The following is a 15402-nucleotide window of genomic DNA, read 5'->3' on the forward strand; positions in this document are numbered from 1 at the left end:
CCCTTAAAATTTGACGTTCAAGACTGCTTGAACCACAGCTTGGGAGAATTTGTGCGTATATTCAGGAACAGTGACGTTCTTGCCGCTCTCGGGGTCCTTCACCACGTTGCCATCGGCATCGCGCACCATGATATCGGCGTAATCCGGCATGTTGGATCCGAGAACTCCGGAAGTCGTATTGTAGGTATTTTCGGTCGTAATCCAGCCGTAGTTCAGGGCCAGGTAGACGCCGTCACCCACCGTGTAGTCGAGACCGGCCATCCACTGCATCTGCTTGCCCTTCAGGAGCGGATTCACATATCCCGGAGCGCCCCTCATGGAAGAAACCGCATCGAGAGTCATGTCAATCATCTGCAGGCCGGCGCTAAAGCCGAGGCGCGGCATGTACTGGACATAGAGCCCGGCATTGATGAAGTCGAGGCTCAGCTCACCCTTGTCGGGGACAGGGAGGACGGCCTTGCCATCGTCCGTCAATTCCTGGGTCTTCACGGAATGCTTGTAGCTTCCGGAAAGTTCGAGCGGGCGGCTAAAGTTAAGCATCTTGAAGACATCGAACTTGAGCCCGGCACCGTATTCCATGAACTGGGCTTCCTTCATGATGACGTTGTCGCTCTTGTCCTGGTTGAGCATCGAGAACAGGGCGCCGACTTCGACGAAGTCCTTGAAGCCCACCTTGAGGTCGGCCTTGATACCGTTCCTGTTCGGAGTCGCAAGACCGTTGGGCAGGCTCATCTGCACCGCAGGGTCAAGCATCGTGCTCAAAAGCATCAGCTCCTTGCGGGTGTACACGTAGTTGCTCCAGGAATTCTTGTTGAACGGAGCAATGTTGTAGCTGTTGGTCTGGCCCTTGATTGTCGGGTCGTCGGTATTCGCGAGCTGGGTAGAAACCGGAGTGAACTTCGGGTCGAAGTAATACAGGGCTCCGAAGGTGGAGTAGAGCGGGGAATTCACGCCGAAACGGATCGTGTTCCCGTCCTTGTCCGTATTCAGGATGCGCGAAGCGAAGAACTGCGGAGACTGGGCAAGGTTGTTGTACCAGTTGCTGTCGTTCTTGATGTAGTTCACGGAAAGCTGAAGGTCGAGGCCCATCGGCAGCTTGTAGCCCGCGTTCAAAGTCGCGAGGATAGCCATGCCGTTGTCGTCGATTTCGTTTCTCTGGATAACGGCAGCGCCCGTCGCAGGGTCAACCGCAGGAGCGCCCGTCGTGGGATCCACGACCGTCACGTATTCGTAGAGCTTGTCGTTGGACATGGCGAATTCGCCCATCACGTCCAAGGTGAGCGCGCTATTCTTCATGATTCCGGCGACATCGGCACCGACGCGGCCAGCCATAATCGTGGTGCGCTGCGGTTCCGTTTCAAGCGGGTTGATAAGGGCCGTCTGGTATTTGCCGGCACTGAACTGGGTCGGGTTGTTGACCTTGTCCATCAATTCCGTGTCGGTCGCATACTGCAGCTGGCCGTTAACAATCAATTCGTGATATTCCGGACGGGAAGTGAGCGTGAACGAGGAACTGTCGTCGAACACGTACATGCCGGTAAAGCCGACGAAGACGTTCTTGTTGACCGGCAGGTATTCAAAGTTTCCACTCAACAGCCACTTGTCCATGTTGGCGGACTGGTAGGAGCCCGGATAAATCATACCGTTGTTGATGATGGGATCGCCACCGTTCGGCAGGAGGTTGCCGTTCGCACCCGAGAAGTCGAGCAGCTGAACGCGGCGGAGACGGGCAAAGATGCCTTCCGCGCGGAGTTCACCGGCGTAGCCGCCAAAGTCGTGGCGGAACTGGAGGTTCATACCCTGCAGGTTACGCTGGTTACCTTCGATCATGGCATCGCTAATCGCCATGTCGCGGCCCCTGGTGAAAATCAGCGGCTCGTAAAGGAGGCCATCGATACCCGACGGGGAGAACAAGGTCAGGGGGCTGTACTGCTGGCGGAAGTCACCGACCACCCAGTAGAAGTCCTTGCCGACATTGCCCTCGATATTCAACCATGCGACCGAGATGCTCTTCGCGGAATTCGCGAAGTAGTTCTGCATGCCCGCCTGGAAGCGGAGAATCATGTTGAAACGGGCCGCGTCGTAGGGGCGGAAATGGAAGTCCAAGTCGGCCGTCACGAACTGGGAGCGCTCGACATTGGGCATCTTGTTAATTTCGGCCTTCTCCTGGTCGGAAGACATGTAGGAGTTGACGAGCAAGCCCTTAACGCTTCCGCCTATTTCCAGGCCGCGCTTTGCTTCAAGGGAATCCTGCTTCGCTTTCAACAGCTGGTTCATCTCGTAATCCGACTGTGCGGACGCGACAGAAGCAGTGACAAGGAGAGATAACAATATTTTATACATCATTTTCATACCATTAACCCCTTAGAACCAAACCTTTGTTTCGGCGGTGATGAAGTGACCGCTCCAGTTGTTTTCGGGAACGTAGTTATCCGTATGCGTTGCCCACTTGTAGCGCATGTGCAAACCGGCACGGGCAGAGAAGTCCCAGTCGAAACCGATACCGAGAGCTGTCTGGTAGTAGCTGAGAGGAGTCTTCGTGTAAGTCGTCTGGGTTGTCGGAATCAGGTTGCCGTAAGCACCGGCGCTGTTGATGCCGCCGACCGACACGTTTGCATCCTGCACGGTGTAGCCATACTGGGAACGCCAGCATTCAAAGCCGACCTGGCCAACCAGGTGAATCGTCGGTGTCAGGGCGAACGTCGGTTCGAACAAACCGTAGAAGCTCCACAGCATCATGTCGGACTGTTCTTCGCTGTAGGCGATCGGGGCAAAGGTCTTGGAAATGCCCGAGATGGAGACATAGCCGGCCATCATCAGGTTGCGGTCCGTTCCGACCCAGTGGCCAATATCGTAGCCACCATCAATGGAGAGGTAGGTCGACCACTTGACGTGTTCGGGAACGGTCTCGGTCTTGAGCTGGTCCGCATTTTCATAGGCAACGAAGGATTCCCAGAGTTCCCAGGTTCCGCCGTAGAGGCCGCCGCGCTGGCGTTCCATCTTGCGGGCCGGGGTCAGCACGCCGGCACGGTTCACGTAGCCGTTCGGGGCCGTGGAGTTACCCGAGTCCGCCCAGAAGAGGGCGTTGTACTTGGTCCAGGAGTTGGAGCTTTCCCACATGTTGCGGCCGTTCAAGCGGTAGTTGAACAGAAGCACGTCCTTGCCCTTTGTGACCTGGCGGTGCTGGCCGTACTGGACACCCAGGCGGCCGCGGTTGAATTCGGGTTCGAACTTCACGTTCACACCGGCCATGTTGGGGCCGTAGCGCAGGGAACCACCGTTCAGGTAGAATTCATCCTTGCGCCAGCTGCGGAAGCGGGACGGATCCGTAATGCCGTAGGGAGAGAAGAAATCCTTGGAGAAGTATACGGCTTCGACTGTTGTCGGCAGCCATTCGAGGTGCTTGTCCTGAATCTTGACATAGAGGCCGAATCCAGGGCTCGACGTGGCGGAAGAACTGGAGTCGCGGTTATAGGAGCGCTTGTTCTCGGTGCCTGCGTTATGGAAGTAGGTCGAATCATCCCAGCTCAAGCCCACATCGGCCATCAAGTAGAACTTCGGGTTGATGTTTCCCTTGATATCCATCGTCACAATCTGGTTGTTTTCCAGATGCGGTTCGCCATCGAACTTGAGCTTTGTCCAGGGACCGGCGAATTCGTCTTCGTCGATGAGGCCCTTGTCGTAGAACACGCCCATGTAGTTCGCGCCGAGCGTCATGCCGTCGAAGAGCTTCGTCTTCGCAAGTCTTGCGTGGTAGACATCGCCGCGGAAGTCGTAGTTACCGTCCATCTCAAGTTCGCTGGGCTGGCCACCGTAGAGGCGCAGACCGTCGCGGGTGCCGGCATCCATGTCCTTGGGCTGCGAAATCATCGCCTGGGCGACAAGGCCGAAGGGCATGTTGTACACGTTCATGAACACGCCACCGAACGAGCGGTTGGTCCAGAAGGCACGGCCGCCTTCCTTGACAGGCTTGAAGGACTTTTCCTTATAGTAGGTAGAAACCGTCTTTTCTTCTTCGAAGGTCTCGTACTGCCAGGCAAAGCGGGGCATCGTCTCGCGTTCCCACATGGTAAGGGGAGAAGCGCAGGCCCAGATCACGCCGCCCGCAGTCACGTAGGCGCCAAACACGGACGAACGGATATCGACGCCGAAGTTCATTTCTTCTTCGATTGAAGCCGGCGTGTAGTCGGTGTTGTGGTCGAACGGGACGCGTTCCCAGTGGAAACTCGGGTTGGTGTTCGGGTGGTCGGCCAGGTAGTTGGTGTAGAGGCCGGTCAAGTCGAAGGGGAACGTCATGTTGGTCCAGAGCGTCATGTAGGAGTTCGGCATGAGGACCATGTTCATCTTCAAGGTAGCATCCACGAGGGTGCGGGCCTTGTCGTCGCCATAGACGGGGGCGATTTCGGTGTAATCGAAGTTCTTGACACGGAACGCCATGTAACCGGAAACGGCGAGCGGGGCGTCGTCCTTGCCGATTAGCGTAGATTCCATGTTGTTCGCGAGGGTATCCAGATTTTCCTCGATAGCGGCAACGCGCTGTTCCGAGGTCATTTCCTTAGGCACATAGACCGGGGCAATGGAAGGTTCCTTCGCAGGAGCCGTTTCCACGGCGGCGCCTTCGACCTTGGGTTCCTCGGCAGGAGCCGCAGGTTCGGCCTCGGCTACCGGTTCGGGTTCCGGGGCGGGTTCGGCTGCAGGTTCGACCGCCTGTTCGGGTTCGGCCTCGGCAACCGCTTCGGGAGCTTCCTCGGAGGCAGGTTCCTCTACTGCAGGGGCCTCGCTCTGGGAGCTTTCTGCGGCATCGATTTCCTCGGATTCCTGGGCCAGCAGGAACGAGGAAGAAAGCAACATAGCAACAATTAAATTACGCATAAAACCCTCTTAAATCTCGTTGCGGAACGGGTAATAGGCCGGGCCTTCGTAAGCCTTGCCATGTTTCTTGATGACGACATCGTCAATCCAGACCTTGAAATATTCGTTTTCATCCTTGCGGACTTCGATACGGAAACCCTTGAAATTGGCCCAGTTGAAGGGGAGCATCACTTCGCGGGTGTTCTTCGCATCCCAGTAGACACCGGTATTGCCGAACAGCTTGAGGGGGATGCTGAAATGGGTCCATTCCGTAGTGATTTCGCCGAGGCTCTTGGAACGGAGCTTCACCTGGAGGGATTCGCCGCCGCTCTTCACGCCGTCGTCGACAAGCACGAACAGGGCGTTCTCGCCACCCTTGGCACCCTTGATCCAGAATTCGAGGACGCCGTCTTCCATGTACGGGGTCAGGTCGACAGAACCGGCAATACAAATAGCCACGCCGGAATAGTCGCTTGCAATCAGCTCGATTTCCATGGAAAGGGCGCCTTCCATGGCATACTTGTCCGTAAGAACCGGTTCGGGGTTTTCACGCGGGTACTGGTAGGTATATCCACCGCCGCGGGGAATGGCTTCACGCATCACGACAGTGACAATGTCCTTGTCCGGACGGAACGGCTTGCCTTCTTTGAGGACAAAACGCCCCGCATCGCGGTCACGATAGCTACTGAAAGAGGCCGCATCCGCTAAAGAAACGGCAAGAAGCACACCCAGAGTGCACTTCAGTAAAGACGAGATTCTCATATGTTTCATACCTTAAGGAGTCTCCAAATACAGACAGAGCTAAAATATAATCTTTTTTCGAAACCATAGATTCCGAAAAAAAGACAGATTTCAAAGTCTCTGCCTAAAAATAGCTCTTTATGGCCTTTACCGAATCAGGCCTTTACCGGAATTATGGTTTCGGGAGTAAACACAAATGCGTAAAAAGGCCGTTACATCACCGAAAATAAAATTAGTTTTATACCCGTACACCAACCACGATGGATTAGGGTCGCCTATATGAAAAAAATTCTTTACATCGCATTCGCTCTTTCCGCTTCGCTTTTCATGCAAGGCTGTGACGACTCGTCCAGCGCGTCTTCTGAACCGGAATCATCCTCCGCAAAGACAAGCGTGCGTTCCTCTTCGAGCGTCGAAATAGAGTCCTCGTCCGAGACAAGCGACGACCTCCCCAACTACAGCCGCGCCATCGCCGTAAACAAGGCGCTCGGCCACGGCATCAACTTCGGCAACTCCTGGGAATCCGGCGTAGACCCGACAAAATCATGCCCTGAAGGGGAAGAGACCAACTGGTGCTTCGTCGAAGGCAAGGTCTACACCTACCTCGACGAAAACTGGAGCAACCCCATTCAGGACGAATGGTTCCAAAAGGCCAAGGACGCGGGCTTCCAGTCCATCCGCATGCCCGTCCGTTGGAACCAGACGGCACTTCACGAGCCCCCCTACACCCTGCAGCCCGAACGCGTCGAAGGCGTGAAGCGCCATGTCAAGATTGCAAACGGCCTCGGCATGCCCGTCATCATCAACCAGCACCACTTCAACGAACTCTACGCCAATCCCGAAAAATACATGGCCGCATTCTACGGCATCTGGGAAAACATCGCCGAGGAATTCAAGGATTTTGACAACGACTCGCTCATCTTCGAAATCCTCAACGAATCCAGGGAAAAGTCGGACTCCTATCTCGCCCAAATGACGGACAGCGCCATCAAGATTATCCGCAAGACCAACCCCGGCCGCACCATCATGATTGACCCGGGCAACTGGGGCAAGTTCGAACAGATGGACGTGTTCGCCGACATCAAGGACAGCAACATCATCATCGACGGTCACTACTACGAGCCCTACAACTATAGCCACCAGGGCCACAACACCGACTGCGCCAAGAAGGTTCTGTGGAAGGCGAACGACCAGGAAGCGACCCTGAAAATCGTGACCGACCTCAAGAGCTACATGAGCATGGCGAAGAAATACTTCCCCGGCAAGAACGGGACGCATATCCCGCTGAACATCGGTGAATTCGGAGCCTCCTCCAGGTGCGAAGCCTACGGCCAGGACGACGCGAACAGGGCGCTCTACATCAAGTCGATTGTCCAGGTCGCAAACCAGCTGGGCTACTCCTGGCACATCTGGGGATTCACCGGGGTCGGATTCGACATCTACAACAAGAGTACCGACGAATGGTACCCGGAAATCCTCAAGGGTCTGGGACTCGACAAGTAACGGATTCCGGTATTCAGGGGCGAACGAGAGAACCGCCCCAATGCTCGTCGAAAAAGGCTTGGAACAGAGGTTCCGGGCCTTTTTTTAGTTCCTCGACAACTTCGGCGACCGGGCGGCCGCTGCGGTAGAGTTCGCGGTAGGCACGGGAGAGCGCTTCGACGCGGGAGTCGGGGAACAAATCGGGATGCAGGCGGAGCGCATGCAGGTTGAGTCCGCCGTAGCGGATGGGGTTCCCGCACGCCTTGGTGCAGGGGGGCACGTCGCGGTCCACCTTGTGCGTGCCGCCCACGAACGCGTAGGCGCCCACCTGGTTACGCTGCTGGATTCCCGTAACGCCCCCTAGGGTCGCATACTCGCCGATGCGCACGTGGCCGCCAATCTGGCAACCGTTCGCGATGACGGCGCCTTCGCGGATGTCGCAGTCGTGGGCGATATGCGAATACGCCATGACAAGAACCCTGTCCGCAATCCGGGTGCAGCCGCCGCCCTGGATGGTGCCGCGGTTGACAGTCACGTATTCGCGAAGGGTGCAGCGTTCGCCGATGCTTACGCGGGTCGGTTCGCCCGCATATTTTAAATCCTGCGGAGGAGCGCCGAGGATAGCCCCGTCAAATACGTGCGTATCCTTTCCGATGGAGACGCCTCCATACACATGCACGCGGGATTCCAGGACAACGCCCTCCCCGATTTCCACGCCGGAATCCACGATGCACCACGGGCCGACAACGGCAGACTCGTGTATTTTTGCCTGCGGGCTTACAAATGCGGACGGGTGAATCATGGCGGAGAATATAGCATTTTCTATATTTCTGCATATGGGCGGTATCATTGTCGCATGCCTCACCGCACTCTACGTGCTCCTGTTCCTATTCTTCATAATAGGGCTTGTCCGCACGCACCGCTACAGGGGGCCGAAGGCGACCCCGAGCGTCTCGGTCGTCGTGCCGATGCGAAACGAAGAGGAATTCGCGCAACGCACGCTCGAAGCCCTCGCCGAGCAGGACTACGCAGGCGAATGGGAAGTCATCTGCGTGGACGACCGCTCCACGGATTCCACGAAAGAGATTCTCGAGAAGTTCGCCACCACGCACCCGCGTTTTAGGGTGCTGTCGCTACCGCAGGACTTGCCGGTTATCGCAAGCCCCAAGAAGCGCGCCCTCGAAAGCGCGTTCAAGATTGCAAAAAACGAAGTGCTTTTGACGATGGATGCCGATTGCATCCCGCGCAAGAGCTGGATTACCGCAATGGCGGGAAGGTTCGTGGACGGAATATGCATTGTGCAGGGGCCCAAGCAGAACAACGGCAGCCGCACCATGCCGCACCTGTACCAGAAACTCGAGACGCTCGGCTACACCGCGATGGAAGCCGCCGGATTCAGCTGGGGCCACCCGATTGTAGCATCAGCCGCATGCCTCGCCTACAAGAAGGAGCTGTTCTTCAAGGTGGGCGGCTTCGGCGACCTCATCAACCTCTCGAGCGGCGACGACGACATGCTCATCCACAAGATGATGAAAATCCCGGGCACGAAGGTCTGTTACAACCTGGACAAGGACGCAGTGATCGAAACGGCGCCGGTGCACACCTGGAAGCAGCTTTTCAATCAGCGCGCACGCTGGAGCAGCAACGGCACGAACTACGAGAGCAAGGCTTACGTCCTGCTGTTGACATTAATTTATACATACTACATCTGGATGTTCATCAGCCCCTGGTGCGTGGCATTCCTGGATTGTCCGTGGCAATGGTGCGCATTCAGCATCGCCCCGAAAATCGTCGTGGATTTCGTGTTCCTGATGATAGCGTCCTGGAAGCTGCATTCCAAGCGCAAGATGCTCGCCTTCTTGCCGGTAGAGATTATCCAGATTCCGATGATCGTGTTCGCCGTGCCCGCAGGCATTACCGGCATGTTCCGGTGGAAATAGCGGCGCGCGCCCATTCAACGGCTTCTTCGCCGTTCGTAATCTTTCCATCGAGCTGGTGCTCGAAACTCCGCTTGATGATTTCACCCATCTGCCTGCCGGGTTTCAATCCCAGGTCCAGGAGCATCTTGCCCGTAAGGTAGGGCTGCGGGGCTTTTTCGAGCAGGCCGTGTTTGGCGGCGGAATCCCACAGGGCAGCCGCGAAATCCGGAGACCGGAAATAACTTGCCGGAATGCACCTGACCAGCAGGCAAAGGAGTTTGAGTCCGTCAAGCTTCACGGCGAGGCGGCGAAGCGCGGGGATATCGCCTACGATAGCCGGGTCAAGCGTGCGAAGCGTTTCCAGGAGCGGCGGCACGACCTTCAGCAGGTGAACTTCGTTCGTGATGCGTTCCAGGAACCTGAGGGAGGTTTCGGCACTGCCGCTCAGGAGTGCTGCAAACGCGAGTTCCATCGCCTGCGCATCGGTAAGCGGAGCGGCGCCCCCCTCATTCGAGTTGCGCAGTTCCGCCATGTTGTCAAGAATTCCACCCAGCGCTTCCCAGGAGCCTTCGAACGGGCGGATTTCAGGGAAGTATTCGTCGAGCCTTATATCCAGAAAGGCGCGGAGCCCGAGGGACGGCTTGCCCGGCTTCAGGAGCCACTTCTTGAATTCCTCGAAAAGGCGCTCTATGCTCAAGTCATCGAGCGACAGCGTGCGGCAGAGTTCAACAGTCTCGGGAGCAAGCACGCACTCGAAACGGCTTGCGAACTGCACCCCGCGCAAGATACGCAGGGAGTCTTCGGCAAAGGCCGGGCCCACATGGCGGAGCGTATGCGTCTTCAGGTCACCGATGCCGTTATACGGGTCGCAGAGCGTGAGTTCCGGCAGTTCCATGCCCATCGCGTTGATGGTGAAATCACGCCGGAGCGCCGCCTCCTTGAAACTGAGTTTTTCGTCGGTATGCACCACGAAACCGCGATGGCCGTAGCCCACCTTGCTCTCGGTGCGCGGAAACGAGAAATCGAGCGACAGTCCCTTCATGGCAAGGTGAATCACGCCAAACGCCTTCCCGACCAGGTTCGTGCGGCCGTACTTCGAGAGGATCGGCACCAAAGCGTCCTGCGCCATATCGTAGACTTCGATGTCGTAGTCGCGGCATGCTTTTCCCAGGAGCGCATCGCGGACCCAGCCGCCCACCAAATAGGCACGGCCACCCGCGTCGCGGATATCGCCCGCAATTTTCAACAAACGGTTCGGCAGTTCCGGCTCGAACCACTCCCCCGCTAGCGTCTGGATGCGTGCCATCTGCTAGACCGCCTTACTGGAAATTGCCCGCATCGGCAGCGGAAGTATCGGCCGCCTTGTAGCGGTCGTAGATGCTTACAGTCTCCTCGCCCGAGGAATCCTTCAAGGCTTCCGATACGGAAATGTCGCCTTTCGCGGAATCGGCAGAAACAGAATCCGCCAGGGCGCTCGCTGCATAGCGTTCGTAGATTCCCTGCCTCGTCTGGGTATCTTCGCCACGCTTTTTCGCTTCTTCCGCACGGCATTCGCGAAGCTCGTTTTCGATATAGGCGCGCTGGTCCGGAGAATACGTCTGCGTATCGAGCCTGTACTGGATTTCGGAACATACGAGGCCCTGGCGTTCGCCGGCGCACGCCGCAAGGACGGCCGCAATGGCAACTGCACCCACAAACGAAAGCGATATCCCGATATTCCTCACATCACGCATAGTTCCTGCCCTCCGTCAATGGACCACAAGAATTTTTCCCTTTACTGTTTTTTGGGAGGTCCGGACAACGTAATAGTAAACGCCGGGAGCGACAAGCTTGCCGTTTTTCCCGTTTCCGTCCCATTCCACCTTGCCGCCATGGACATCCTTCCCCGCAAACGACCAAATGAGCGAGCCGCCGCGGTTGTATATGTCGACACGGGCACCTTCCGAGATATTGTCTATCGTCAGGTAGGGGAAAACAGTCGGCCTGAACGGAATCGGGTACGCCTTCACTTTCGCTTCCGCAGAATCCGTCATGAAAACCGAAGCGTCGCGAAGGTCATTCCTCCTGTATCGGGAGACCCCGTTCTCATGCGTAAACCAGACCATGCCGAGTTTCTTGTCCACGGCGACATCCGAGACGTTGTCCGCCAGGAGCCCATTCCGGGACGTATACTGGGTCACAGACAAAGTATCAAAACTTTCCTTACGCACTTCTAGCCGGTACGCTCCGCGGTTCGAAGAACCTATCCAGAGATTTCCGTGGGGATCCAAGTCAAGGGAGGTGTATTCCGCACCCTGGAGACCATTCATCGAAACCGGCTTCCGGACCGTGTCCTGGCCCAATTCCATGTAGCCGACACCCGAGGTCGTTACCAGCCAAAGCACGCCGTCCTTCTCGTTGAGGGCGAGGTCTACCGGAGTCCTGTTGTCGATGCTCGCTATAGTTTTCCGTTCTACCCCCACCAGCCTTCCGCCGTTCTTGGAGGGTGCCGGAATACGAAAGACATCGAGGGCCCCGATGGCAAAGACATCGAAGGCTTCACGAGCGGAGACATAGACGATCCAGTCGTCCCCATCGAGCGTCGCCACCAACGGACCTGCGCGGGTCGTACTTCCAATCCCTGTCGCACAACTCACCTCACCATCCTTCGTGATATACAGGAGGCTGTATTTGCCCTTCTCCACAGATATTCCCGCAAGGAAACCGGTCCCGTCAGGAGCCTCCGTAGTCCCGACCGTCACCGAGTAATGGTCGACAAACTGGTCCATGCAACTTTCAATCCACGGAGTCAAGAAATAGTGCGGTTCGTTTCCGAGACCCCTGTAGATGAACAGGCCCATTCCCCAAACATGGTATAGCAGCACGCCGTCATCCAAAACCGAAAGGACCTTCATCCGGTTCGCATAGGCTTCCATATCGTTGCCAAGTCCATTGTACATGACTATAGGCTCGCTCCAAATGGATCCGTCACTCAAGGCGATACTTCCCGAGGGGGACGCAGCAATGGCCCCACCCTTAGGAAGCGCACGAACTTCGTACGCGGACCCCAGCTGGTAGATTTCGTGTTTGGAAAGATCCTTCAACTGCCCGTTTTCGTACTTGAAAATTTCGGAGGGGCCGACAAGATAAGTAAAGTCTTTTCCTTCAAGCACCCAGCGAATGCGGCTAACACCGTCCCTGTACAGGACTGAATCCGTTAGGGTCTTGCCACCGACGACAACATGGAGAGAGTCCCAGCAGGCGACACAGGTCTCGACGGGCTTCCACGTCTCCGGGTCGGCCAGACGCTTGTCCGCGGCCAGATTTTTCCAGTCCATGACACGCACGAAAGAGCCACGCACCGTCGAAACAAAGAGCGAATCGCCCCTGATTTCAATGCGTTCAGGAGGAGAGAGCGACAAGGAGACGTTTGCGACGCGCTCCAGGGAAATAATCGAAGATTTCGTCGACACGTCAAAAAAGGCGATTACATCTTCAAAGGGGATTACCAGTATATTTTCGGCCGACGCGACCATTCCGGGGATTACGCGGGACTTCCGGGAAAGGAAGGAACGGTTCTCGACGACCCATGAATCCCCGGCATACCTCGCCACCAGGCCATATTCGGAAATGGCATAGGCTGTCCCTTTGACCATGGCGACCCCATAGAATACGGACGTTTCAAGCCCCTTCTCCGACGTGAAAAGAAAATCGCCTTCCGAAGTCCTGTAGCGCATGCCCCCATCGGTCGCCAGCATCAGGACATGCTCGATCCGGATTGCGTCCCTTATGGGAAACGGTTCGGCAAACCCCTGCCACTCATCAGAGGCAAAGGCGGACGAAATCAATCCAAGGAACAGGGATAGGTATATCAAAAAACGCACGACATAAAAATACGAATTTATCGGGCGGCAAAAAAGTCCTCACGCGACCGTAGCGCCGTTTAGCGACCCATCGAGTTCGGCATCCACCATGTTTCGCATCTTTTTCAGAGCGAAATAGCGGCGCTTGCGGACCGCATTCTTGGAAAGCCCCAGTATATTGCACTGCATCTCGGTAGAAATTCCGCCCAGGAAAGTCATGTCGATAATCATTCTCTCTACCGGATTCAAGATTTCGGCAGCCCTTTCAAGCAGGCGCAAGGCTTCTTCCTGACCCTGCGACTCGAAAAAGACAGAATCCTCCAGCCGAAAGGGGATGTAGTCTGGCGAACGTTCGGCGACATACGACATCGGGGAAAAACGGGACCTTGCCGGCACTGAATCTAGAAAGGTATTGTGCAAGACTTTCACGAGCCAAGACATGACTTCGTCCCTCGACATGAGAGCCTTGGCATTTCTGCAGAATTTCAAGGCAACCGTCTGGAAAAGATCCTTGGCATCATCAATATTATTGCATTTTATCTCGCATAGCCGAAAGATGATGTCTCCATGTTTTTTCCAAGCCTGCTCCACCCACTCCCGAGCCTGCGTTTTTTCTAGATTTTGATTAATCATCGTCCATAACCAAATATTAGGCGTCAAATTTATGAATATCGGTGCATTTTTCAAGGCAGAAAAAAATTTTGCAAACAACTGTTGCCCTTTGGCAACAATCGTTTGCATTTTGTCAACTATTGTTGCCTCCGCATCCGCCCAAGAGTTCAACATGAACGCCATGGAACCTCCGGAAGCGTCGATGCACTATTCGGAAGGCGCCCTTTCCGAGAACTCGGAAATCACCGTCGATATCGTCATCCCTGACAACTGGCATGTGAACGCGAACGTTGCGGCCGACGAATTCCTGAAGCCCTCGTCCATCGAGATTGCTGCTCGCGGGATTGAATTCGGCGAGCCCAAGTGGCCCGAGCCCATCAAGGAATACAACGAAGTTCTTGAATTCGAGAACCTCGTGTTCAAGGGTCACTTCCAGATAAAGATTCCCGTGAAGGCGGTTACCGACGGCTACGACAGCCTCACCACGAACGCCACCTTCCACTACCAGGCTTGCGACAACTCCATCTGCCTTGCGCCCGCGAGCGTGGACATCCGCATCGGCAAGAACAAGGCAGGAATTTCCAAAGCCAACAGCGCAGCCGATTTAAAAAAAAACGATGAAGGGAACGGGACTCAAGAATCCAACAACGCCGCATCCGTAGCGCTCCTGCTCTTTTTCGCGTTTGTCGGCGGCATAATCCTGAACCTCATGCCGTGCGTGCTGCCGGTTCTCTCGCTCAAACTGTTCAGCCTTATAAAGCAGGCGGGGCAGTCACGAAGCAGGCTCGTGGCGCTCGGCATCGCGACCACCGCGGGCATCCTCGCGAGCTTCTGGACGCTCGCAGGAATCGTAGCCGCCATCAAGGCCGGCGGTGGCGCAGCGGGCTGGGGAATGCAGTTCCAGAGCGCAGGTTTTATCGCCTTCATGGTAGTCATACTCACCGCATTCGCGATGAGCTTCTTCGGAGTGTTCGAAGTCTGGCTCCCGGGTAGCGCCACCACGAAGATGGATGCCGCAGGCCACAAGGCCGGGCTTGTCGGGGCGTTCTTTACCGGAGCGCTGCTCGTGCTGCTGAGCACGCCTTGTTCCGCTCCCTTCCTCGGGACCGCGATGGGATTCGCGTTTACCGCATCGACACCCGTACTCTTCTTGTTCTTTACTGCCGCAGGTCTCGGGCTTGCACTCCCCTACCTGCTGGTGAGCGCTTTCCCCGCCACGCTGAAGGTTTTACCGAAACCCGGCAAGTGGATGGTCACGTTGCAGAAGGCCATGGGCATCCTGCTGATCGCGACCGTCGCATGGCTCCTGTGGATCGTAAACGAGCAGGCCGGCGGAAGGGGCGTTGCACTCTTTGTAGGGTTCATCCTCGGTACTGTCGTCGTCAGTTTTGCCATCGGCAAGTTCGCGCCTCCGGGTTCATCGTTTGCCAAAGAGGTTCGCTTACTCATTGTATGCGCCCTCGCATTTGCCTTCGCCTGGTTCGCCTACATCGCCCCACAATACGAAAAGGTTCTGGACGAACGGTTCAACGCCCGCATGGCCCAGCAGGTACTTGAAGACGGCTGGTACCGCTACACGCCGGAACTCGTCTCGGAATTCGCGAAAGCAGGCAAGACCGTATTCATCGACGTGTCGGCAGACTGGTGCCTTACCTGCAAGGCGAACGAGGCAGCCGTCCTTAGCGACCCGGCGCTGTTGCAGAAGCTGGACAGCGCGGGAGTCGTGCGCATGAAGGCGGACTGGACCCGCGAAACGCCCGAAGTGAACGAACTGCTCTACAGCATGGGAAAATCCGGCGTGCCCGCCTACGCGATTTACCCGAAAGGTGATAAGAGCAAGCAGGTCGTGTTGCCGGAACTCTTGACGAGCGGGCTGATTCTGGAAGCAATTCCGTAACATAAGACTAGGGAGGGGCTCGTACGACGGCCCCTTTCGGCGCATATAACTCGGGTCA

At 56.3% G+C, this 15402-nt stretch carries 11 protein-coding genes; 3 read left to right on the forward strand and 8 right to left on the reverse strand.

The features are described from left to right. Positions 1-3: 3 nt before the first annotated feature. Genes B2952_RS00285 through B2952_RS00295 form a run of 3 tightly spaced genes read right to left on the reverse strand, consistent with a single transcriptional unit; the run spans position 4 to position 5622 of the window. The gene (locus tag B2952_RS00285) at positions 4-2352 is read right to left on the reverse strand and encodes a hypothetical protein (RefSeq protein WP_290732275.1); all 2349 of its coding nucleotides are present in this window, start codon (positions 2350-2352) and stop codon (positions 4-6) included. A gap of 12 nt (positions 2353-2364) precedes the next feature. Further along, entirely contained in the window at positions 2365-4872 is a 2508-nt protein-coding gene (locus B2952_RS00290) for a hypothetical protein (RefSeq protein WP_290735989.1), read from the reverse strand. Positions 4873-4881: 9 nt separating this feature from the next. Next, entirely contained in the window at positions 4882-5622 is a 741-nt protein-coding gene (locus B2952_RS00295; protein ID WP_290725254.1) for a sugar-binding protein, read from the reverse strand. A gap of 249 nt (positions 5623-5871) precedes the next feature. On the opposite strand from B2952_RS00295, the gene B2952_RS00300 reads away from it, so the two are divergent. After that, complete coding sequence (locus B2952_RS00300) at positions 5872-7095, forward strand: glycoside hydrolase family 5 protein (protein ID WP_290725256.1); 1224 nt, start codon at positions 5872-5874, stop codon at positions 7093-7095. A gap of 13 nt (positions 7096-7108) precedes the next feature. On the opposite strand, the gene lpxA is transcribed toward B2952_RS00300, so the two are convergent. Further along, the gene (lpxA, locus tag B2952_RS00305; RefSeq protein WP_173381071.1) at positions 7109-7876 is read right to left on the reverse strand and encodes an acyl-ACP--UDP-N-acetylglucosamine O-acyltransferase; all 768 of its coding nucleotides are present in this window, start codon (positions 7874-7876) and stop codon (positions 7109-7111) included. Positions 7877-7910: 34 nt separating this feature from the next. Between lpxA and B2952_RS00310 the strand changes: the two genes are divergently transcribed. After that, a complete protein-coding gene (locus B2952_RS00310; protein WP_290735992.1) occupies positions 7911-9014 on the forward strand; it encodes a glycosyltransferase in 1104 nt (367 codons plus the stop codon). On the opposite strand, the gene B2952_RS00315 is transcribed toward B2952_RS00310, so the two are convergent. The 4 genes from B2952_RS00315 to B2952_RS00330 are packed head-to-tail and all read right to left on the reverse strand — an operon-like array spanning position 8989 to position 13630. Beyond that, positions 8989-10299, reverse strand: coding sequence for a CCA tRNA nucleotidyltransferase (locus tag B2952_RS00315; RefSeq protein ID WP_173381069.1), 1311 nt, complete (start codon positions 10297-10299; stop codon positions 8989-8991). The genes B2952_RS00310 and B2952_RS00315 overlap by 26 nt on opposite strands. A gap of 13 nt (positions 10300-10312) precedes the next feature. Next, positions 10313-10726 carry a hypothetical protein gene (locus tag B2952_RS00320; RefSeq protein ID WP_290735996.1) on the reverse strand — a complete coding sequence of 138 codons (414 nt, stop codon included), beginning with the start codon at positions 10724-10726 and terminating at the stop codon, positions 10313-10315. 15 nt (positions 10727-10741) lie between these two features. After that, complete coding sequence (locus tag B2952_RS00325; protein WP_290735998.1) at positions 10742-12856, reverse strand: gliding motility-associated C-terminal domain-containing protein; 2115 nt, start codon at positions 12854-12856, stop codon at positions 10742-10744. Between the two features lie 39 nt (positions 12857-12895). Further along, on the reverse strand, positions 12896-13630 hold the full coding sequence (locus B2952_RS00330; RefSeq protein WP_173365067.1) for a sigma-70 family RNA polymerase sigma factor: 735 nt from the start codon (positions 13628-13630) through the stop codon (positions 12896-12898). Between B2952_RS00330 and B2952_RS00335 the strand changes: the two genes are divergently transcribed. Continuing rightward, positions 13620-15344 (forward strand): protein-disulfide reductase DsbD family protein, encoded by a 1725-nt coding sequence (locus B2952_RS00335; protein ID WP_290736001.1) that lies wholly within the window; start codon positions 13620-13622, stop codon positions 15342-15344. The genes B2952_RS00330 and B2952_RS00335 overlap by 11 nt on opposite strands. The last annotated feature ends 58 nt before the right edge of the window (positions 15345-15402 follow it).

Source organism: Fibrobacter sp. UBA7003 (genome assembly GCA_002449765.1).
Lineage (GTDB): Bacteria > Fibrobacterota > Fibrobacteria > Fibrobacterales > Fibrobacteraceae > Fibrobacter.